General features: G+C 70.6%; 20 protein-coding genes. 8 read left to right on the top strand and 12 right to left on the bottom strand.

Translation table 11 applies throughout. The annotated features are described in order from the left end of the window. The 3 genes from ACIBCM_RS27275 to ACIBCM_RS27265 all read right to left on the bottom strand — a co-directional run. The coding region (locus tag ACIBCM_RS27275; RefSeq protein ID WP_399247623.1) for a beta strand repeat-containing protein at positions 1 to 1,732 on the bottom strand (1,732 nt) is incomplete at its 3' end. A gap of 397 nt (positions 1,733 to 2,129) precedes the next feature. Continuing rightward, complete coding sequence (locus tag ACIBCM_RS27270; protein WP_399247635.1) at positions 2,130 to 3,125, bottom strand: endonuclease/exonuclease/phosphatase family protein; 996 nt, start codon at positions 3,123 to 3,125, stop codon at positions 2,130 to 2,132. A 140-nt stretch (positions 3,126 to 3,265) separates the two neighbouring features. Next, the gene (locus ACIBCM_RS27265) at positions 3,266 to 3,907 is read right to left on the bottom strand and encodes a M15 family metallopeptidase (protein WP_399247621.1); all 642 of its coding nucleotides are present in this window, start codon (positions 3,905 to 3,907) and stop codon (positions 3,266 to 3,268) included. A gap of 87 nt (positions 3,908 to 3,994) precedes the next feature. Here ACIBCM_RS27265 and ACIBCM_RS27260 point away from each other — a divergent pair, with 87 nt between their 5' ends. Together ACIBCM_RS27260 and ACIBCM_RS27255 are read left to right on the top strand one after the other, a co-directional pair. Beyond that, positions 3,995 to 4,654, top strand: a complete 660-nt coding sequence (locus ACIBCM_RS27260) for a response regulator transcription factor (RefSeq protein WP_399247619.1) — start codon at positions 3,995 to 3,997, stop codon at positions 4,652 to 4,654. Positions 4,655 to 4,697: 43 nt separating this feature from the next. Beyond that, a complete protein-coding gene (locus ACIBCM_RS27255; RefSeq protein ID WP_399247617.1) occupies positions 4,698 to 5,927 on the top strand; it encodes a sensor histidine kinase in 1,230 nt (409 codons plus the stop codon). 243 nt (positions 5,928 to 6,170) lie between these two features. On the opposite strand, the gene ACIBCM_RS27250 is transcribed toward ACIBCM_RS27255, so the two are convergent. The 4 genes from ACIBCM_RS27250 to ACIBCM_RS27235 are packed head-to-tail and all read right to left on the bottom strand — an operon-like array spanning position 6,171 to position 10,469. Continuing rightward, entirely contained in the window at positions 6,171 to 7,331 is a 1,161-nt protein-coding gene (locus ACIBCM_RS27250) for a hypothetical protein (RefSeq protein WP_399247615.1), read from the bottom strand. Further along, the gene (locus ACIBCM_RS27245) at positions 7,328 to 8,539 is read right to left on the bottom strand and encodes a VOC family protein (RefSeq protein WP_399247613.1); all 1,212 of its coding nucleotides are present in this window, start codon (positions 8,537 to 8,539) and stop codon (positions 7,328 to 7,330) included. The genes ACIBCM_RS27250 and ACIBCM_RS27245 overlap by 4 nt, the downstream gene beginning before the upstream one ends. Before the next feature lie 20 nt (positions 8,540 to 8,559). Further along, complete coding sequence (locus tag ACIBCM_RS27240; protein WP_399247611.1) at positions 8,560 to 9,120, bottom strand: aromatic-ring-hydroxylating dioxygenase subunit beta; 561 nt, start codon at positions 9,118 to 9,120, stop codon at positions 8,560 to 8,562. Further along, a complete protein-coding gene (locus ACIBCM_RS27235; RefSeq protein WP_399247609.1) occupies positions 9,117 to 10,469 on the bottom strand; it encodes an SRPBCC family protein in 1,353 nt (450 codons plus the stop codon). Before ACIBCM_RS27235 ends, ACIBCM_RS27240 begins: the two co-directional genes overlap by 4 nt. A gap of 192 nt (positions 10,470 to 10,661) precedes the next feature. On the opposite strand from ACIBCM_RS27235, the gene fdxA reads away from it, so the two are divergent. The 3 genes from fdxA to ACIBCM_RS27220 all read left to right on the top strand — a co-directional run bounded on the left by fdxA (position 10,662) and on the right by ACIBCM_RS27220 (position 13,067). Then, positions 10,662 to 10,994 carry a ferredoxin gene (gene fdxA, locus ACIBCM_RS27230; RefSeq protein WP_399247607.1) on the top strand — a complete coding sequence of 111 codons (333 nt, stop codon included), beginning with the start codon at positions 10,662 to 10,664 and terminating at the stop codon, positions 10,992 to 10,994. Further along, the gene (locus tag ACIBCM_RS27225) at positions 10,991 to 11,989 is read left to right on the top strand and encodes an NAD(P)/FAD-dependent oxidoreductase (protein ID WP_399247605.1); all 999 of its coding nucleotides are present in this window, start codon (positions 10,991 to 10,993) and stop codon (positions 11,987 to 11,989) included. The genes fdxA and ACIBCM_RS27225 overlap by 4 nt, the downstream gene beginning before the upstream one ends. Positions 11,990 to 12,269: 280 nt before the next feature. Continuing rightward, positions 12,270 to 13,067 carry an IclR family transcriptional regulator gene (locus tag ACIBCM_RS27220; protein WP_399247603.1) on the top strand — a complete coding sequence of 266 codons (798 nt, stop codon included), beginning with the start codon at positions 12,270 to 12,272 and terminating at the stop codon, positions 13,065 to 13,067. Positions 13,068 to 13,172: 105 nt separating this feature from the next. On the opposite strand, the gene ACIBCM_RS27215 is transcribed toward ACIBCM_RS27220, so the two are convergent. From ACIBCM_RS27215 to ACIBCM_RS27195, 5 genes are all read right to left on the bottom strand, one after another. After that, positions 13,173 to 13,529, bottom strand: coding sequence for a cupin domain-containing protein (locus ACIBCM_RS27215; protein ID WP_397625056.1), 357 nt, complete (start codon positions 13,527 to 13,529; stop codon positions 13,173 to 13,175). Then, a complete protein-coding gene (locus ACIBCM_RS27210) occupies positions 13,526 to 14,299 on the bottom strand; it encodes an aldolase/citrate lyase family protein (RefSeq protein WP_399247601.1) in 774 nt (257 codons plus the stop codon). The genes ACIBCM_RS27215 and ACIBCM_RS27210 overlap by 4 nt, the downstream gene beginning before the upstream one ends. A 28-nt stretch (positions 14,300 to 14,327) precedes the next feature. Further along, complete coding sequence (locus ACIBCM_RS27205) at positions 14,328 to 15,491, bottom strand: amidohydrolase family protein (RefSeq protein WP_399247599.1); 1,164 nt, start codon at positions 15,489 to 15,491, stop codon at positions 14,328 to 14,330. Between the two features lie 62 nt (positions 15,492 to 15,553). Next, entirely contained in the window at positions 15,554 to 16,378 is an 825-nt protein-coding gene (locus tag ACIBCM_RS27200; RefSeq protein ID WP_399247597.1) for a fumarylacetoacetate hydrolase family protein, read from the bottom strand. Between the two features lie 482 nt (positions 16,379 to 16,860). Then, positions 16,861 to 17,001: a hypothetical protein gene (locus ACIBCM_RS27195; protein ID WP_399247595.1), complete on the bottom strand. Its 141-nt coding sequence runs from the start codon at positions 16,999 to 17,001 to the stop codon at positions 16,861 to 16,863. 166 nt (positions 17,002 to 17,167) lie between these two features. Between ACIBCM_RS27195 and ACIBCM_RS27190 the strand changes: the two genes are divergently transcribed. From ACIBCM_RS27190 to ACIBCM_RS27180, 3 genes are read left to right on the top strand one after another with little or no spacing between them, the layout of a single operon-like run. Then, positions 17,168 to 18,220: a zinc-binding dehydrogenase gene (locus tag ACIBCM_RS27190; protein WP_399247593.1), complete on the top strand. Its 1,053-nt coding sequence runs from the start codon at positions 17,168 to 17,170 to the stop codon at positions 18,218 to 18,220. After that, positions 18,217 to 19,425, top strand: coding sequence for a methyltransferase (locus ACIBCM_RS27185; protein WP_399247591.1), 1,209 nt, complete (start codon positions 18,217 to 18,219; stop codon positions 19,423 to 19,425). Before ACIBCM_RS27190 ends, ACIBCM_RS27185 begins: the two co-directional genes overlap by 4 nt. After that, entirely contained in the window at positions 19,422 to 20,825 is a 1,404-nt protein-coding gene (locus ACIBCM_RS27180; protein ID WP_399247589.1) for an amidohydrolase family protein, read from the top strand. Before ACIBCM_RS27185 ends, ACIBCM_RS27180 begins: the two co-directional genes overlap by 4 nt. Positions 20,826 to 20,850 lie beyond the last annotated feature (25 nt).

Below are 20,850 nucleotides of genomic sequence, written 5' to 3'. Positions count from 1 at the left end.
TGAACCCGGCACCCCCGTACATCAGCCGCTCACCCACATACACATCACCGAACAGCTCCGCCGCGAGAGTACCTCCCTCGGCGACCACCCCACGCACCCCCTGGGCGAAGACACCGATACCGGGAGCACACTCACCCCACACACCGGTGTGCTGTTCACTGAGACCCAAGATGCCCGGCCCGGCTACGCTCTCCGCCTTGATGGCCGCATAACCGTTGCCGCCCCGGGCATGCAGTCCGATGTAGTTCACACTCTCCGCGGTCATGCCGTAGCTGTTCCGGCTGATGCCTTCCACACCGTAGGCGTATCCGGTTGCCTCCCCCTTGACGGCGGCGGTGTCGCCGGCGTCCGAGCTTGAGCTGCCCCAGACGCCGTAGCCTGCGCTGCTGGCCGCTCTGACCCCGGGGCCGCTGTCACTGATGCCATAGAGTCCGGGCAGGACACCGCTGCCCTTTCCGACGACCCCGGCGCTTCCGGTGCTGGTCCCGGTGATACCGGGTCCATTGGTGCCGGTGCCCAAGACACCGGGATTGCTGCCGGTGCCCTGCCCGAGGACTCCCGCGTTTCCGGTGCTGGTTCCGGAGACTCCCGGTCCGTTGGCCCCGGCGCCCGAGACGCCCGGGGAGGAGCCGCCGCCCGTCGCGGTGACGCCCGAGCCTTGGGTGCTGGTGGCTCTGACACCTGATCCGTTGGTGCTCGTAGCGGTGATGCCTGGTCCGTTGGTGCTCGTAGCGGTGATGCCTGGTCCGTTGGTGCTCGATCCGGTGATGCCGGGGCTGGAACCGGTGGTGGTTCCGCTGATGGCTGTGTTCTGGGCACTCGTACTCGTAATGCCGGGAGCGTTCGTGGCCTCGGCCTTCACCGCCGGACCGCCGCCGGCCGTCGTCGCCCAAACACCAACCCCCTGAACACTCGTCGCCCTCACACCCGGACCGCTGCTCCCGACACCCGAGACACCGGGATAGGAGCCGGTGCCCTGCCCGAAGACACCGGCGTTTCCCGTGCTGGTCCCGGAGACTCCGGGGCCGCTACTCGCGGTTCCGGAGACTCCTGGGGAGGTGCCGCCGCCCGTCGCGGTGATGCCCGCGCCTTGGGCACTCGTACTCGTGATGCCGGGAGCGTTCGTGGCCTCGGCCTTCACCGCCGGACCGCCACCGGCCGTCGTCGCCCAAACACCAACCCCCTGAACACTCGTCGCCCTCACACCCGGACCGCCGCGGCCGACGCCCGAGACACCGGGATGGGAGCCGGTGCCCTGTCCGAGGACACCCGCATTTCCCGTGCTGTTGCCGGTTACCCCGGGACCCTCGTCGCCCGTTCCCGCCACACCGGCCTTGTCGCCGTTCCCCGTGCCGGCGACCCCCACGTCTCCACTGCTCGTCCCCGCCACGCCCGGGCCCTGTGTGCCCGTACCCAGCACACCGGCGTGCGTGCCGCCGCTCCTGCCGGTCACCCCCGTACCGAGTTTGCTGGTGCCCAGCAAACCGGTGCCCGTGTCCGCGTCGGCCCTGCCGAGCACACCCACGCCCTGGAACTGGTGATTGAGACCGAGGACTCCCGGAGCTCCGGTGGTCACCGTCCCCGAGGCGTTCGTACCGGCCAGGCTGGAACTGCCGATGACCCCACTGCCGCGTGAACTGTCGCCCCAGACACCGAACTTGATCTCCGGAACTTCCTGACTCGGCTTGAATCCGGTGGCACCGTCCTGCGATTGCGGAGGCTTGATGGACATGACTCGCTCCCGTCCTGATGGGCGCTCATGCGCGGGTATCCGGTGTGGCTCGACCCTCGGGACGTCATCGCTGTTCACGCGGGCGTGGCAAGGGGAGCGCCCTGTCGGGCCGGTCGGTCGATCAGCCGGACCCGACAGTGTGTGTTTCACTTGACATGGTAGGCCAGTCGGGTGAACCGGGCACACCGGTACGGGGCGCCCCCGTGGGACGCGTACTCGATACGCTGCCGGAGAACACACCTCGCCCCGGAATCGCCCTGACGCCCGCGTGTACGGCGATGACTCCTGCGATCCCGTCCAGCGGGCGAGTCGGGCCGATACCGCCGGTAGGCGCCTTCGCCCGCGGCAGCGGCCCCGTACGGGAAGTGTGGGACGGTCCCGAGGCTCTGCGCAATGATCACCAGCGGATACCGGCCGCCACCGGCAGATGGTCGCTGCCGGTGGCCGGCAGCACCCACGAGCTCGTCGGCTCCACGCCCCGGACCAGGATCTGGTCGATCCGTGCCACCGGGAAGTCCGCGGGCCAGCTGAAGCCGAAGCCGTCCCCGGCGGTGTCGTTGACCGAGTGCAGTCGCGAGGTGATCCCGGCGAACGCGCCGTCGTCCGTGGTGCCGTTCAGGTCGCCGAGCAGCATCACCCGTTCGTTCGGCTCCGCGGCGACGGCCTCGGCGAGCGCCTTCGCGCCGCGGTCGCGGCTGTCGGTCCAGAAGCCCTTCCTGGGAAACACGCGTACGGACCCCAGGTGGGCCACATACACCGCCAGCGGCCCCCGGTCCGTGGCCACCGTGGTACGCAGCGCCCGGGTGTGGGCCGACTTCTCGTCGGCCGGCTTGGTGTCCGCCAGGGGCCCTTGGTCCATATCGACGTCGACGGGCCGGGTGTCCGACAGCGGCAATGTGCTCCACAGCCCGACCGTTCCCTGCACCGTGTGGTACGGATACGTCTCCGCCAGACCCTTCTCGTACAGCGGTTTCGCCTGCGGGGTGATCTCCTCCAGAGCCAGCAGGTCCGCCCGGGAGGCGGCCAGGTCGCGGACGGTGCCGAGCGGGTCGGGGTTGGCGGCGTCGACGTTGTGGCTGACCACGGTGAGGTCCCCGCCCGGGTGGGACTTGTCGGTGAGCAGTCCGCCGAAGTGGCTCAGCCACACCGTGACCGGCAGCAGCAGCGCGACCGCCGCGGAGGCGGAGCGGCGGTAGAGCGCACCGGCCAGCAGCACCGGAACGAACAGGCCGAACCACGGCAGGAAGGTCTCCACCAGGCTGCCGAGGCCCCCGCGGTCCGTGATCCGCTCGTGCGACAGCATGAGCAGGCCCAGCAGCAGCGCCGAGGCCGCGAGCACCCGGCCGCGCTTCCAGGGCTCCGGCCGTGAACCGGCGCCGAGTGCCCGGCGGATGAGCGCACGCCGGGTACCACCGCCGGAGTCGCGGCAGCCGGCGCCGTCCTGTCCGCCCGCCGCCGTGTCCGTCTGCGACGTCTGTGTCGTCTGTGTTGCCTGTGTTGCCTGCGTCGCGGTCCGTACTGGTTCGCTGCCGGTCACTGCTGCATCCTCGGGTCCTGGGTGGGGTCGGCATACATCCGCGGGCAGCCGTGGTCGATCGCATCGGTACGCAGTTCGTAGTGCCACGGTTCATTGCGGTAGATCCGGCACAGCCCGTACCCGGCGCCGTGTTCGGACAGCCAGGCCGTGGCGTCGGACCGGCCGATGTCGACCGCGTCCCCCGAAACGTGACGCGATGTCTCCGCGGTGGCCACCCATCGGGCGGCCTCCTCCTCGGACCCGTAGGTGGCGACCGCCTGGCGGAGAAGCTGATTCTGGTACGCCGCGGAACGCCAGCCGCCGTTGACGCCGAACTCGATCCCGTCGTTCACGGCGGCTTTCGCAGCCTGGCGGAGGGCCTTGAGCAGGCCCGGATCGAGGTTGGCCACAGCCGGAATCGCGTCATCGAAGACGGTCACGCCGTCGGGGACCACACCGTCGGCCTCGCCGGGCACATCACGGTGCTGACCGCGAGGCGCCTGCGGTGGTACGGCCGAGGTGGGCGAGGTGGACGGGGACTTCGGCACCTGGTGGCCGAGAACCGCGGTGATCACCGCTGTGACGACTGACAGGCCGGCCACCACGGGCCACCGGATCCGGCGGTTCCCCGTTCGTGCCGATGGTGGGGTTCGGTTCATGGCGCCAGTCAAGGCGGCGCGGTGTCGCCGGCACGTATACGGTTCTCGATACGCCGACGATATGCGCCGGCTCCTACCATCGGGAGCATGCGTGTGCTGATCGTCGAGGACGAGCCCTATCTGGCGGAGGCCATCCGCGACGGCCTGCGCCTGGAAGCGATCGCGGCCGACATCGCGGGTGACGGTGACACCGCTCTGGAGCTGCTGAGCGTCAACTCCTACGACATCGCCGTCCTCGACCGCGACGTCCCCGGACCCTCCGGTGACGACGTCGCCAGGAGCATCGTCGCCTCCGGCAGCGGTATGCCGATCCTCATGCTCACCGCGGCCGACCGACTCGACGACAAGGCCTCCGGATTCGGACTCGGAGCGGACGACTACGTCACCAAGCCCTTCGAACTCCGGGAACTGGTGCTCAGGCTCAGGGCTCTCGACCGCAGACGTGCTCACAGCAGGCCCCCCGTGCGGGAGATCGCGGGGCTGCGGGTGGATCCGTTCCGCAGGGAGGTCTACCGGGACGGTCGCTACATCGCGCTGACCAGGAAGCAGTTCGCGGTGCTCGAAGTCCTCGTCGCCGCCGAGGGCGGTGTCGTCAGCGCCGAGGAACTCCTGGAACGCGCGTGGGACGAGAACGCCGACCCGTTCACCAACGCCGTGCGCATCACCGTCTCGGCCCTGCGCAAACGGCTCGGCGAACCCTGGATCATCGCCACGGCGCCGGGCGTCGGCTACCGCATCGACCCCTGAGCCGGAGACCGCCAGAGGCCCGACACGAGGAGGCAGACGGACTGTGAACAGAGCGCACGGGTTGAGCGTTCGCGTCAAACTCACACTCAGCTACGCCGGGTTCCTGATGCTCGCCGGCACGCTGCTGCTCGCCGCCGTGTGGGCGTTCCTCCTGCAATACGTCCCCGACGACTGGAACCGCAGACTTCTCCACGAGAACCCCAACCGCCAGCTCCTTCTGCGCACCTTCGCCCCGGCGGCGGCCACAGCGATGGCGTTCCTGCTGCTCATCGGGCTCCTGGGCGGGTGGTTTCTGGCCGGCCGTATGCTCGCCCCCCTGACCCGGATCACCGACGCGACACGCATGGCCACCGGCGGATCCCTCTCCCACCGAGTCCGGCTGGCGGGCCGCAGGGACGAGTTCCGCGAACTCGCCGACGCCTTCGACACGATGCTCGCCCGGCTCGAAGCACACGTCGCCGAACAGCGGAGATTCGCGGCCAACGCCTCCCACGAACTGCGCACCCCGCTGGCCGTCTCCAAGACGCTCCTCGACGTGGCCCGCACCGATCCGAACCGTGACACCGCTGAGGTCATCGACCGGCTCCACGCCGTCAACACCCGGGCGATCGACCTCATCGAGGCTCTGCTCCTGCTGAGCCGCGCCGATCAGCGGTCCTTCGCCCGCCGGCGCGTCGACCTGTCCCTCATGGCGGAGGAAGCCGGGGAAACACTCCTCCCCCTGGCGGAAGAACACGGCGTCACCGTCGAGACCGGCGGCGACATCACCCCCACGGTCGGATCGCCGGAGCTCCTGCTGCAGCTGACCACGAACCTCGTGCACAACGCGATCGTCCACAACCTGCCCGGACGGGGCACCGTGTGGGTCACCACCGCCGTCCGCCCCGGTACGGTGGCGCTCACGGTCGAGAACACCGGCGAGCGGATCACCGCGGAACTGGCGGCGACACTCACCGAACCGTTCCAGCGCGGCACCGAGCGCGTACGCTCCGGCCACGCCGGTGTCGGCCTCGGCCTGGCCATCGTCAAGACCATCACCCAGGCACACCACGGCACTCTCACCCTCACTCCGCGCCGGGCCGGCGGGCTCCGTATCACCGTGGAGCTGCCCGCGACGGCCCCGGGCAACGAGAGGGGAGAAGGCCGGCGGCCGCCTACGGACTCCCCCGCCGACCGCTGCCCCGGCCGGTCGTGGCGCCCCGGCGCCTCCATCCCGCTCGCCCTCGCACCGGACACTCCGGGGGCCGGAATCCGCGGGACTTCTCCGGCCTGAGGCACCCGGCCGTGGACCGGACCGCCGAACCCGGCGCCGTCCTCACGGGGCGGCCGGGCGCGACGGGCCGGGCGCGACGGGGATGCCGCAGCCGGGAACCATCCAGTCGTACGGCCCGGTCCCGGCTGCCTCCCTGAGTGGCCGGGCCCGTCGACGGCTGTGTGAACGGCTCATCGGCGCCCGCACCGGGGTCTCCGCGCCAAGGGCTTGCAGGGATTCAAGGTGTTGCTTCCCCGCAAGCCTTCAAGCGGGCAGCTCCGTCAACAACCGGCGGTAGACACGCGTGTAGGCGGTCAGCTGCGCCAACGACAGTTCATCGCGACGCGGATCGGCGGCGGGCTTCGCCTGGGGTCCGAGGCGTACGGTGTCGACGCCCCGGGCGCGGAGCACGACGCCGTCGGTCGATCCCGTCCATCCGTTGACCGGCGGCGGCGGCGTCCCGAACTCGTCGAGCCAGGCCGCCCGCGCGGCCGTCACCACCGGGGCGTCGGCGGGCGTGGCCGCGGCCGCCGTCCCCGGCTCGGCCTCCACATCGACCACGCAGTCCCGCAGCACCGACTCGGCGCACCGGGCCCGCAGCCGGTCGGCCAGTTCGCCGGCCAGCGCCTTCGGCTCCACCTGGTCACCGGCGACGACGTACAGTCCGATACGCAGCTGGGCGGGCAGCAGGTCCGGCTTGTCCTCCCAGCCCCCGTTGATCGCGCCGATGCCGCAGGCCCGGCCGGCCTGCCCGGTCCGCGGATCGGCCGCCAGGTAGGCGGTGCGCCAGCGGGCCAGCTCGTCCAGGACGACGCCGGCCGAGGCCACGACTCCCCCGGGCGGTGTGGCCGACTCCGCAATCATCGCGATCCCGGAGCGGCCGGTCACCCGGACGGTCAGAAAGAACGAGCCCGGCTCGTGCCACAGCAGCATGGGCGGGCCGCACTTGGCCACGATCGCCGACCGCGGCAGCGGATAGGTGTCGGCATACGCCTCCAGGCCGGTGATTCCGCCCGCGCGCCGGTGTGTCCCGGAGCCGGCGAGCAGCAGCCGCCCGGCGCCCGCCTCGGCGAAGGCGACCAGCACGGCGGCCGCCGGCCCGCGGGCGACTCCCAGACCGAAGCCGGTCACCACATCACCGGCCACACCGAGCGGCATGACCGGCGAGGTCTCGGCGGTAATGAGCCCGATGCCCGGGCCGCCGTCGTCCAGCGACGTGTCGAGGTGGGAGTACAGCAGGGGCCCGTCCCCGTGTGCGGCGACCAGGCTGCCGCCCGCGGGGCCGTGCTCCAGCACCTGCCACTCGATATGCGGCCACCGCTGCGCGCACCAGCCGCGCAGCCGGTGGGCCGCCGTCCGTTCCTCACCCCGTGGGGCCGGGGTCGTGTCGAGCAGCCGCAGGACGTCCAGCAGTTGCTCTCTCAAAAGCGTCCCCAGTCGTCGGAGGCCGGACGCCATACGTCGATATTGCGCGGGTCCGCCGGCATTCTGCGGGGCCGGTGCGTCTCGTGCTCCTGCGGGGTGAACACCCGGTGCGCGTCGCACAGCTCGTACCGCGGGCCGAAGCGCGGATCGTGCATATAGAACGCGATCGACGTCGACGCCGAGTGGTTGACGATGTCGGAGGCGATCGGGGCACCCTTGTACAGCGCGCGGGCGCGCATCCGCATGACATGGTCGAGGCTCTTCATCGCGAAGCACAGATGCGCGACGTAGTGCTCCGTGTTCTTCTGGATCGCGAGGCTGTGGTGGTAGCGGTCCTCGCAGCGGAAGAACGTGGTCGAACCGACGACATGGTCCGAGGGCTGGAACTTCAGGATGTTCTGGTAGAAGTCCACCGTCTCCTCGAACTTCGCGGTGGCGATGAAGGGGTGCACCAGATCGAGCGGCCGGATCTCGATGTGCGGGGGCTCGGCGTACTCCTGGAACTCGGTGAACAGCTCGACGACGAGGCCGTCCGGGTCCTTCACCGCGAAGCCGTTGTCGCACAGCGTCTTCTGCCGCTCCTGGAGCTCAAGGACCTCCAGGCCGGCGTCGAGAACGCTCTTGTGCAGCTGGTCGAGGACCTCCTCGCTCGCCACGCTGTAGCCGACCGCGGTCGTCCAGCCGTCGGTGCGCCCGGGCGCATGGATCAGCTCGATGGAGTGGTGTTCGATGTCGGCGCGCAGATAGGCGTACTCGTCCGTACGCTGCTCCAGTTGCAGACCCACGTGGTATTCGAGGAAGTCGATCGTGGCCTGCATGTCCGGAACCTCGATCCGGGCGTACTCCATGCCGTACGGGCCGTGCGGGCGGGTGCTCACCGGTGGTGTCCTTCCTGCAGTGAGCGACGCACGCTCGGCGAACTCGAACGAGGTGATGGCCTGCCTGCCGATGACGGGTCGCCAGCGCGTACGCACGAAGGTCTCGTGGGAGTCGCTGCCGAGATAGGCGAGCAGGTCGTCCTGGCTGTCGAAGTCGACGGCCATGGTGTGGGTGAAGGTCCGGTCGCGGGTGCTGATGTTCTCGCCGAGGACGAAGCCGCGCATGGCCGGGTACCGGTCCGGGAAGGTGCGCAGCTCGCCCAGCACGGACTCGCGCGTGGCCTGGTCGACTCCGTCGGCGAAACGGAAGGACAGGGTGTGTCTGATCATCGGGTCACCGTCCGTGCCGGCTAGAGGATGAAGCTGAGCCGGGCGCCTGCCGCCAGCGACTCATGGCCGAGGACGGAGCGCCGCAGCCGGAAGCGGAGCCCGTCCTCGGTCGGCACCAGCAGATGGTCGTACCACCCGACGTAGGCGTCGAAGTGTCCGTCGCGGGCGCGGTGCACCACGAAGGAGGCCGCCACCCGGAAGGACTCCCCCGTGTTCTCGGTGCTCTCCGTGCTCTCTGCGTTCGCCGCGTTCGCTGAGAGGCGCACGTTGGACACCAGCCGGTGTGTGCGGGAGTGCGGGTTCTCGGCGTGCGCCTTGCGGGACTTCAGGCGCTTGACCCGGGCGCGGAGCAGGTCCCAGTCGTCGTCGACGAACGATCCGGTCTCGTGCGGCGACCAGCCGGGCCGGTAGTCGGTGGTCGGGATCTCATAGCGGGCGCCGGGTTCGAAGAGGGCCAGCCAGCCGTCGTAGTCCCAGTGATCGAGGATGTCGGCCTCGGCGTAGAGGAAGTCCTCCACCTCCTGCCGGGTGACGGTGCGTCCCCCGCACCGTACGGAGCCGCTGCTGCTGATCGTGGTCATCGCACATCCCGCCCCGTCAGGAAGGACGCCGGACGCCCGCCGTTGATCTCGATGCCTGCGTCGAGTCCCAGGGCTTCGACCCAGTGCCGCCAGAAGCCCCGCATCGCGCCTTCGTCGATCGACCGGCCCTGGGCGCCCTTGACCTCGTCGGCCATACCGCGGGACATATCGCTGAAGTCCAGCTCGGGCGCGCCGGTGCCCGCCGTGGCCTGGATACCGCGCTGGACCGCCTCGTACGCCTCGATGTCGTCGGGCGTGGCGAGCCCGCCGGGGCCGACGAAGCTGACGACGGTCTTCATCCGCAGGGCGCGGGTGTCCGGGTCCTCGTTGCGCGGGACCAGCTGCCAGGCGCGTACGTCGGTCTGGTCGGGAGCCACCGGCTCCAGTTGCCGGATCGACAGGCCCTCGATGTCGAACAGCAGCAGGTTCGGGAAGACGAACAGGATGTGGCTCTCGTCGGCCACGTGGTGCGCCCGCTTCTCGCCCAGCCGCCGTGTCATCTCGGCCCGGTGGGCCTCGGTGCGTACCCGCTCGTCCTCGCCGAAGCGCGGTTCCCAGATCATGCTGATCCGTCCGCCGTGCCCGGTCAGGACCAGCAGGCCATGGCCGTTGCCGAGGTTGTACGCGTACTGGTCGTCGTCGGTGACGGCGTAGCCGCTCTCCCGCAGGTAGCCCACGAATGTGTTGTGCGTCGGCGAGAAGTGGTATCCGTCCATCGCGTTCTCGACGGCGAGTTTCCAGTTGCCCCGCACGCTGTAGAGCTGGGTGCCGGGCAGTGTGGTCATGCCGCCGACGTGCTGCTGCTCGATCATCGTCATGTAGTCGGCGGCGTCGCCGAGGTGCTCCAACAGCGGCGGAACGTCAGGGTCGAAGGAGACGAAGACGAACCCTTCGTGGATCTCCAGGCGCGGCACGCTCCGCAGTCCCATCGAGGCCCGGAACTCGTCGCTCGACTCGTACGCGCCCGCGTCGGGGATCGCCGCGACCTCACCGTTGTTGCGGAACGTCCAGGCGTGGTAGAAGCACTGGAACAGCTTGGCCGAGCCCTCGGTCTCGCGGCACAGCACGGTGCCGCGGTGCGGACACGAGTTGAGGAACGCGTGTATCTCGCCGGCGCTGTCCCGGCAGAAGATCAGCGGTCGGCCGCCCAGGGTGCGGACCTTGAAGTCGTTGGGGTTGGGGATCTCGGTCTCGTGCCCGAGATAGAGCCAGGTGTGCATCCACACCCAGCCGCGTTCCCGGGTGAAGATCTCCGGGCTGCGGTATGCCTCGCGGTTGACCCGGAAGGTGAGCTGGTCCCAGTCCTCGACGATCATCGGCGCCGGGGCGGTCCGGGGATTGCTTCCCATGCGGAGTTTGCCTCTCACAAGTCCCGACCCGAGTGGCGCGCTACGTGAGACGCCATCTCGTATGTCGCATTAGCGTCCCCTGGCGCACTCGACGGTGTCAAGCACTCACCCCGCTCGATTGACATCGGGGGTCGGCACGGTCATCATCCTGTTCCACATTGGAATACACCGTCTCGCATTCTGTGCGACCGTGTGAAGGGCAACAAGCTCGTGCCGTATGTCATCACTGATGCCTGCGTCGACGTCATGGACAAGTCGTGCATGGAGGAGTGTCCGGCCGACTGCATCTACGAGGGCGACCGGATGCTCTACATCCAGCCCGACGAATGCGTGGAGTGCGGGCGCTGCGAACCCGTCTGCCCACAGATCTCCATCTTCCACCACGAGGACCTGCCCGAGGAGAGCCGGCGGTTCGAGCGTGTCAACGCCGAGTTCTTCACCCTCGGGATCCGGCCGCTCGGATCGCCCGGCGGGGCACGCAAGGTCGGCCGGGTCGGCCATGACCACCCCGAGGTGGGAACGTGACGGCCCTCGCGGCCACGGGCTCCGGCCCCGAGGTGTCCGCCGACCTCCTCATCATCGGCGCGGGACCCACCGGACTGTACGGCGCGTACTACGCCGGCTTCCGCGGTATGAGCGTCGCGGTCGCCGACGCCCTGCCCGAGGCGGGCGGCCAGATCGCCGCGCTGTACCCCGAGAAGCTCATCTTCGACGTGGCCGGCTTCCCCGCCGTCCGCGGCCAGGAACTGGTGGACCGCCTCAGGGAGCAGGCCGGCCGGTGGTCCCCCACCTATCTGCTCGGGCACGGGGTCATGGGGCTGGACGACACAAGCGGGGGCATCGTCGCCACCACCGACGGCGGCGCGCGGATCACCGCGGGCGCGGTCCTCGTGTGCGGCGGGATCGGCAACTTCATCCCCCGCGAGCTCCCGGCGGGCTCGGAGTATCTGGGCCGGGGACTGCGGTACTTCGTGCCGCGTCTGGACGAACTCACGGGACAGGACGTCGTGGTGGTCGGCGGCGGCGACTCCGCGCTGGACTGGGCACTGTCGCTGGAGCCGATCGCCTCCTCGGTGACGCTGGTGCACCGGCGTACGCGGTTCCGGGCCCACGAACGCACGGTCGAGCAGGTGCACACCTCCTCGGTCAGAGTCCTGACCCCCTACGAGGTGGAGAAGATCTCCGGCGACGGGCCCCTGTCGGGGGTCGTGGTCGCCTGCTCCGACGGCGACCGGATCGACCTGCCCGCCCAGGCCGTCGTGGCGGCGCTCGGCTTCATCGCCGACCTCGGCCCGATCGAGCGGTGGGGACTTGAGCTGCGCCGCCGGCGCATCCTCGTCGACCCCACGATGCGCACCAGCCGGGAGCGCGTCTTCGCGGCGGGCGACATCGCCGACTACGACGGCAAGGTCGGCCTCATCTCGATCGGCTTCGGCGAAGCCGCCCTCGCCGTCAACCACATCGCCACCGTGCTCGACCCGGGGCGCTCGATCACACCGGGGCACTCCTCGGACGCCTAGGCTCTCCGCACCGGCGGCCGTACCGCGGGCGCGGAAGGCACCCGCGGACGGCCGGGCCCGGTGGGCCGGGTGCTGCCGGACCGCCCGGCGCCCGTTCACCGGCCCGCCCCGGCCCGGCTCCGCCCGCCCCGGCCCCGCCTGGCCCGGTCCGGCGCCGACGGTGGCGGTGGCGGTGGCGCCTCAGCACTCTTCAAGAACCCCTACCATGACGTCATACAAGACAGCGTTTCGTTTGATGCCCCCACCAATTTGACTGAGCACGGACAGGAGTCTGGAACCCATGGCCACGAAGGCGCAGCGCGGCACCGGCGAGCAGGACGGTCCCGACAGGACCGCCCCGACCATCCAGACGGTGCAGCGCGCGGCGCTGATCCTCGGCTCGTTCACGGTCGGCAAGCCGCATATGAGCCTCAACGAGATCACCGCGCGTCTCGGGGCGAGCAAGGCGACCGCGCACCGCTATACGAAGGCCCTGCGGGCGGCGAACCTGCTGCGGTACGACGAGCGCACCTCGCTGTACTCGCTCGGCCCCCAGGTGCTCACGCTCGCCTCGGCGGCGCGCGCCGGTCTGCCGATCGTCGCAGCCGCCGAGCCGTACATGGAGGAACTGGTCCGGCGTATCGACGAGACGATCGTGCTGTCGGTGTGGGACGGCGAGTCCGCGACCGTGGTGCGCTCGGTGGACAACACCGACCACATGGTGCGTATCAGCGTCCGGGTCGGCTCGCGCCTGAACCTCACGACCTCGGCGCAGGGCCGTGTCTTCCTCGCGCTGCTGCCCCCGGAGCAGGTACCGGCGCTCCCGCGTTCGGTCCGTACGTCGGCCGAGCTGACCGAGGAGCTGGACGCCATCCGGAAGCACGGGCTGTCGGTCAACTCCCCCACGGTCAACGGAGTCCGTACCATCGCGGCGCCGATCTTCGAGGGGGACAAGATCAGCGGGACCCTCGCGATCGTCGGCACGACGGCGACCGTCCCCGACGACGTCACGTCCCCGATGGCCCAGGCGCTGCTGGAGACCGCCCGCGCGCTGTCGCAGCGGCTGGGCACCTCGGACGGCGCACCCGGCGGAGGCTGACCCGCCGGGGTGACGGCAGTGAAAGGCCCACCGCGGATGCGGTGGGCCTCCGTCGTGACCCGTATGCCGTCGCGGGGTGTGGTGGGACCACGGCCCGCCCGCCGCTCAGGGCAGCAGATCGGCCCGCGGCGGGACGAAGAAGTCGATGTTCACACAAGGGGCCTCGGTCGGCTCCACATAGTGTTCGCTGCCGCGGGGAACGAGCAGGAACGACCCGGCGCGCATATCGTGCGCGACACCGTCCACGTAGTAGTTCGCACGCCCCTCGGCGATGTGGACCAGCTGGTCGAAGTCCTCGTGCCGGTGCGGGTTGAGCGTCATACCGACCTCCAGCTCGTGGTGGCAGATCATCACCTCGTCCGTGGCGTAGACACGGCGACGGACCCCCGGCCGCACCTGGGTCACCGGCAGCTCGTCCCAGTTGACGACGGTGCTGAACAGCGCTGCGTTGCGTGTGCTCACGGTGTTTCCTCTCCGGCGGCCGCCCGCAGGCCGGCCGCCAGCATCTGAAGGTCCGAACCGACGACGAGACAGCCGGCGTCTCCCAGTCCCAGATCCGCCGCGGCGCTCCGGGTCGGCGCCCAGCCGCCGAACGCCACCCCCGCGGAACGGGCGGCGCCCCGCACCCGGTCCGCCTCGGCACGCAGCACCGCCGGGTCCGCCGGCAGGCCCAGATCGACCGCGAGGTCGGTGCTGCCGAGAAAACACACGTCGAGAGCGGCGACCAGTTCCGGCAGAGGGTCGGTCCGCGCCGTCTCGATCTGTCCCACGAGGACCGGCGGGTCGTCCTGCTCGGCACCCAGGAACCCGGCCAGCGGGGCCGCACCGAACCGGGCGGCCCTGTTGGCCAGACTCACCGACCGGCGGCCGGCCGGAGCGAACCGGGTGGCCGCCACGAGCGCCTCGGTCTGGGTGACGCGGGTGAGCATGGACAGCTGGATGCCGGCCGCCCCCGCCTCCAGAAGCCGGTTGACGGCGGGTGCGTCCACCTCGGGGACACGGACGAGAGCCGGCAGGCCGCAGACGTCCGCGTGGCGGACCAGGTCGACGGCGTCCCGCTCGGTGAGGGTGGAGTGTTCGAGGTCGACGACCACGAACGCGAACCCGGCCGCCGCGGCCAGTTCCACCACGTCGGGCGACGCCAGTTTGACGAATGTGCCGACGGCGGGTTTCCCCGCCGTCAGGGCCCCTCGCAGACGGCGCCGCAGCAGATGGACGTCACCGGCGGTCATCGGATCCTCCCCTGGAAGTACGGGTGCCTCAGGCCGGCTCCAGACCCCGCCACGGCACGATGTCCACCTCGGCGCCACCGTGCAGCACCACGACCGGCTCCAGGCGCGGCGCGAGAATCGAGTTGCCCGCCGCGTCGGGCAGAGTGACCTCCTCGGTCTCGGTGACGACCGTGATGTCGGCCCGCCCACCGGCCTCCAGGCGCCCGTAACCCTCGGCATCGAGCCCGAGCAGCCGCGCCGGTACGACGGTGGCCCGCCGGACGCACTCCTCCAGCGGCGCGCCGAGCGCGACCAGCTTGGAGATGCTGGTGAGCAGGTCGAACACCGGGCCGCGCCAGTTGCGCGCACTGGTGTCGGAGCTGAGGACGTCGGGCAGGAATCCGTCGGCGATCGCCCGGCGCGCCACCTCGAAGCTGAGGTTGCTCCTGCCGTGGGCGGAGTCGAACAGCACACCGCGCTCACGGGCGGCGGTCACGGCGGGCTGCACCCGGTCGCCGTCGAGGATCCCGTGCGGCTTGCCGGTGTAGCAGTGGGCCACGATGTCGCCGGGGCGCAGATAGTCCAGGACGACGGGCAGCGGCTCCGAGGTCTCGCCGATGTGCAGCATCAGCGGCAGACCGGCCTGTTCGGCCAGTGACACGGACTTCTTCAGCAGCGACTCCCAGTGTTCGCCGACGACGTCCTCGGACAGACGGATCTTGAATCCGCGCACGGTCTCGGGGTGGGCCTCGGCGGTCGCGAGCGCGTCCTCGGGGACCAGGGTGTCGGGGTTCAACAGCTCGCCGAATCTGAAGTCGATCAGACCGAGCACCGAGACATTGAGAAAGTTGACGATGCGCAGCGGGTTCGCCTCGACCACCAGTTTACGGAAGGCCGGGAACGTCGAGGCTCCGGCCGTGCCGGCGTCCGCCGCGGCGACCACGCCACGGCGCAGATGGGCTTCCTCGGCAGGGGCGCCGACCGCGGAGACGTACGGGAAGATATGGGTGTGGCCCTCGACGAGACCCGGCAGCACGGTGGAGCCGGTGACATCGATCGTGCGGGCCGCGTTCGCCGCCAGACCCTCGCCGATCGCGGCGATACGGTCACCGGTGACCGCCACGTCGAGCCGGGCGTTCGTGCCCGATGCCGGGTCGATGACGGTGCCGCCGGCCACGACGAGGTCGTAGGCCGGCACGGAGGGGTTGGACATCGCTGTGGCTCCAGGGTGAGGGGCGGTCGGCCGGCCGTTCCGGCCGGCCGGTGGGCGCGCGGTCAGGCGTCCGTGGGACGCGCGACGCGGGTGACGAGGGGCAGCACGCCGTCCACCTCGACTCGTACCTCGTCGCCGTCGGCGAGGAAGCACGCGCGGTCCTGGCCGGTGCCGGCCGGGGTTCCGGTGAGGACGACGTCGCCGGGTTCGAGCGCCGCGAACCACGACAGCCTGCTGAGCAGATCAGGGATCGGGAAGATCATCCCGGCGCTTGTGTCGTCCTGGAGGAGTTCGCCGTTGATCCGGGTCCGTACGCGGATCGCGTCCCGGTCGGCGAGGTCGTCGGGGGTGCGGAGCGACGGTCCGAGCGGCGTGAATCCCGGGTAGCTCTTGGCGAGGGCGGGCACACCTGTGGTGCGCATGACATCACGGGCCGTCATGTCGTTGGCGGCGGTGATGCCGGCTATCGCGGGCCAGACCTCCGACTCGGCCGCCCGGTACAGCCGGCGCCCCACGACCACCGCGATCTCGCCCTCGTAGTCGGGTTCGGTCGCGCCCCGCGGGATCACCACCCGAGCACCGGGTGCCGCCACCGCGGACGACGCGGCCAGATACAGGATCGGCTCCTCCGGCAGCCCCCGGCCGGTCCGGGCCGCCTTCGACACATAGTTGAGCCCGACGCCCCACACCGCGCGGGGACGGCCCAGCAGCGCCATGAGCGTGGCCTCGTCGAGCGGGATGCGCCGGCGCACCGCGCAGGAGGCCAGGCACCGTAGCGAGCCCTCCTGTTCAAGGACCGCGCCGACGTGCGGAAAAGCAGTGTCCAGCAGGGCGGCAGCCCCGTCCTCGATCCGGCCGAGGCCGGATTGCGTCGTCACTACTTGCATGGCGAGCATCTTTCAATGCGAGACGGCATCATGTCAACCGATACGAAAGTCCGGGCTGGGAACGCGTCGAACCCCGTCCGCACCAGGGGCGGACGGGGTGTCGAGGGACCGGCATCCCACCGCTGTCCCGGCACTCCGCGCATGACGACAACGGGCGGCGACGGTGAACGGGAGGACACCACGGCTGCGTAGGGGGTCGCCGAACGCACCACAGGGCGGGGCGCGGCCGAGAAGACCGGTTGGCTTCCGGGGGCGGCATGCGTCAGGGGGCCGAGTGAGCGGGCCGGCCGAGTTGAGCCGGCGCGGGCCCGGGTCGCGCGGTCGGCCCCGGAGCCCCGGCCCGGAAGGGATCGGGATCAGGCCGGGAACCGGCGCAGGGCCGGGAACCGGCGTCGGCCCGTTGACCTCGATGCCGCCGATGCACGGCGGTACGAGGCACACTCACCGGCGGCACCCGGATGATCTCTCCGAACAGGTTCTCATCAGGCGTGTTCGGCGTTCCACCACACCGCGACCACACCCGGTACGCCGGAATCAACGGCCCGGCGCGCCCCCGCAAGGCGCTCGGGAAGATCCAACTCAGTACCGGAATCGTCGAGTTCGAGCCGTTTGGTTCCGGCCATTGACAAGGCCCACAGGCGGCAATAGCGTTCCGGCCCATCCGATCGGTGGGCAACAAACCGAATCGGGGGAGCGCCTGCGGCGCTCCGCGGAGACCGTTGCATGCCGACCAGGCGTGCGACGAGCTGGCCGGCGACCGAACTCCCACAGCCAGCGGAGGTCTCTCGGATGAAGGTTGTACTCCATCGAACGCACGGCGGTCTGGATGTACTCCAGGTCGCCGACGTCCCGGTACCCAAGCCCGGACCGGACGAGGTGCTCGTCCGCATCGCGGCCTGCGGCCTCAACCACCTCGACGTACTGCAGCGGCGAGGGCCCGCTCTCATCCCCGGCTTCACCCTGCCCCACGTCAGCGGCATGGACATCGCAGGCACCATCGAGGCGGTCGGCCCGCCCGGCGAGGGGCGTGCGGGCAGCAGTGCCGCGCTCACCGAGGGCGCGCGTGTCGTCGTGAATCCGGCCGTGCCGTGCGACCGCTGCGAGAGCTGCGCCGCCGGAGCCGACGGAGGGTGCCCGAGCGCGGGTGTCATCGGCGCCAACAGGGACGGCGGGTACGCCGAGTACGTCGTCGTCCCGGCGGCCAATGTGCACCCCGTGCCGGACGAGGTCGATCTGGTCGACGCGGCCGTCGTGCCCACGATCTGGATGACGGCCTGGCACGCGCTCATCGAGACCGGCAAGCTCCGCCTCGGGGAGACGGTGCTGATCCACGCGGCAGGCAGCGGCGTCAGCACCGCGCTGATCCAGCTGGCCAAGGCGGGCGGTGCCCGTGTGGTCACCACGGTCGGCTCGGACGCGAAGGCCGAGTACGCACGGGGCCTCGGCGCCGATGTCGTGGTCAACTCCACGACCGGCGATGTCGTGGCGGCCGTACGCGAGTTCACCGACGGGCGGGGCGCCGACCTCGTACTCGATCATGTCGGCCCGGCCACGTGGAACACGGGTGTCTACAGCCTCGCGCCGCGCGGGCGGCTGGTGTTCTTCGGGAACACGACCGGCAACCGGGCCGAGTTCGACCTGGTGTACGCCTACCACTTCGGCCTGCAACTGCTCGGCTCGGACCCGTACGACCGCCGCGAGTTCGCCACGATGCTCGACGCCTACTGGGCCTCGCCGTTCCGTACGCCCATCGACAGCGAGTTCCCGCTGGCCGAGGCGGCGGCGGCACAGGAGCGGATGGAGTCGCGGCAGGCCACCGGCAAGATCGTACTGCGTCCATGAGGACGGCGAAGGCCATCCCGGCCGGCCCGGCGGCGGTACGGGACGCGGCCGGACCCGCACCGGTACGGGACGTGATCAGCCCCGCGCCGGTGTGGGACGTGATCAACGGCTTCACGTCCTACTGGGCGCTGTCGGCCGCGCTAGACCTCGGGGTGTTCGACGCCCTGGCCGAGGACGCCGTCTCCGGGACCGGGCTGGACGCCGGGCAGCTGGCGGCCGCGATCGGGGCGGCCGGGCCGGGACCGGTGACGGTACTGGCCGAGACCCTCGTCGCGCTCGGCCTTCTCAGCACCGCCGGGGACCGCTTCCGGCTCACGCCCGCGGCCGAGCGCTATCTGGTGTCGACGGCGCCGGCCTCGATGGCCGCGCTGGTGCGGTACTCGCCCGGCCCACCAGAGGCCTGGCCCGGCCTGGCCGACACCATCCGCACCGGCGCCCCCGAGCCGGGCGTGACAGCCGGACTGACCGGGCTCTACCCGGCGCTCGTACGCGCGACCGGCCCGACCCAGTCCGCGGTGGCGACGGCGGTCGCCGCCGAGCTGGAGCGCCTCGGACTGTGGCCCGATCAGCCGACGATCGTCGATCTCGGCTGTGGCTCGGGGGCCTGGCTGACCGCGCTGCTGCGTACCCGGCCGAAGGGCACGGTGATCGCGGTCGACCTGCCGAATGTGCTGCCGATCGCCGAGCAGGCGGCAGCAGATGCCGGCCTGCGTGAGCGGGTGATCGCCGTCCCCGGCGACTACCTCGACGTCACGCTCCCGGTCGCCGCGGCGGATGTCGTCGTCCTGGCTCACGTCCTGCGGGCCGAACCGGCCGTACGGGCACGGAAGTTGCTCGCCCGGGCCGTCGAACTGGCGGGGGCGGACGGGGTCGTCGTGGTCGTGGACTACCCGCGTCCCGACCCGGCCCGTACCGGGCACAGCGAAAACAACAACAACAACGACAACGGCACCGACAACGGCACCGACAACGGCACCGACACCGACGGCGGCGAAGACGGCCGCGGCGCCGTCTGCGTCGCCGCGCGCCACGAACTGCTGCTGTCACTGACGATGCTGGCCTCGACAGCGGGGCTCGGTGTCACGGTCGCTGACCTGCGTGAGTGGGCCGAAGCGGCCGGGGCCGAGCCGGCCGGCGCGTTCGAGCCGGTGCCGCGCCAGCACGTCCGCCTCATCCGCTCCCGCACCCCGGAGGCCACCTCGTGAACCGTCCGAACAACACGGCACCCGCCGACACCCTGATCGTCAACACCCTCGTCGTGACGATGGACGACTCCCGCCGTGTGATCAGCGACGGCGCGGTCGCCATCCGGGACGACAAGATCGTGGCCGTCGGCAAGACCGACGAAGTGACCGCCGGGTGGCACAGCGACACCGTCATCCCCGGCGAGCGGTTCGTCGTCACCCCCGGACTGATCAACACGCATGTGCACATCACCGGTGAACCGCTCACACGCGGCTTCGTCCCGGACGACACCCCGTTCCTGGAGAACGTCTTCGAGTGGCTCACGCCGATCCACACGTACTACACCGAGGAGGACGAGCACATCTCGGCCCAGCTCGCGGCGCTGGAGATGCTCAAGAGCGGTACGACGGCGTTCCTCGAGGCGGGCACGATCCGGTTCATCGACCCGGTCGTCGAGGCTCTCAGCGAGATCGGCATCCGCGCCCGTGTCGGACCCTGGGCGTGGGATCTCGTGCCCGAGCCGGAGGTGCTGCGCATGTCGACCGCGCAGGCGATCGCCCGCCTCAACGACTCGATGGACAGATACGCGTCGGTGGCGGACGGACGTATCCAGGCATGGCCGATCATCATCGGCCACACCTGTTGCAGCGATGAGCTGTGGCGGGCCGCGAAGGGGCTGTCGGTCGAGTACGGCACCGGGTTCAGCTTCCATATGTCGCCGGCGGCGATGGATCCCGAGGGGTTCCTCTCGGCGTACGGGCAACGGCCGATGGTGCATCTCGACAAGCTCGGTGTGCTGGGCCGGAATGTGATCCTGACCCACGCCGTCCACGTCGACGACGACGAGGTGGCGCTGCTCGCCAGGACCGGGACGAGCGTGTCTCACTGCCCGACCACGGCACTGAAGGTGTCCTACGGTGTGACCCGGATCGGCAAGTTCCCCGAGATGGCGGCCGCCGGGGTGAACGTGGCGATCGGCACCGACGGCAACAACGCCTCGAACTACCACGACCTGATGCGGGCGACCTATCTGGTCGCCGGTCTGTTCAAGGACGCCCGGCGCGACGCCACCATCTTCCCGGCCGAGGACGCGTTCGCGATGGCCACCCGCAACGGCGCCCGCGGACTCCAGGCCGAGCACGAGATCGGCTCGATCGAGACGGGCAAGAAGGCCGACCTGGTCCTGCACGACACCCACCGGCCGGAGTGGCGTCCGCTGCACAACGTCGCCAACCAACTCGTGTGGTCGGCCGACGGGCGGGGGGTGCACACCGTGTTCGTCGACGGCCGGCGCGTCGTCGACAACTACCGCTGTACGACGATCGACGAGGACGATCTGCTGCGCCGGGCCCAGACCGCCGGTGAGGGCATCGTGGCCCGCTCCGGGCTGCCCGACCGGTCCAAGTGGCCCACGGTCTGACCGTACGGCCGCGAGCGCCGCGGCC

Source organism: Streptomyces sp. NPDC051018 (genome assembly GCF_044456085.1).
Taxonomy (GTDB): Bacteria; Actinomycetota; Actinomycetes; order Streptomycetales; family Streptomycetaceae; genus Streptomyces.
This window is presented reverse-complemented; position numbering and strand designations above follow the sequence as displayed.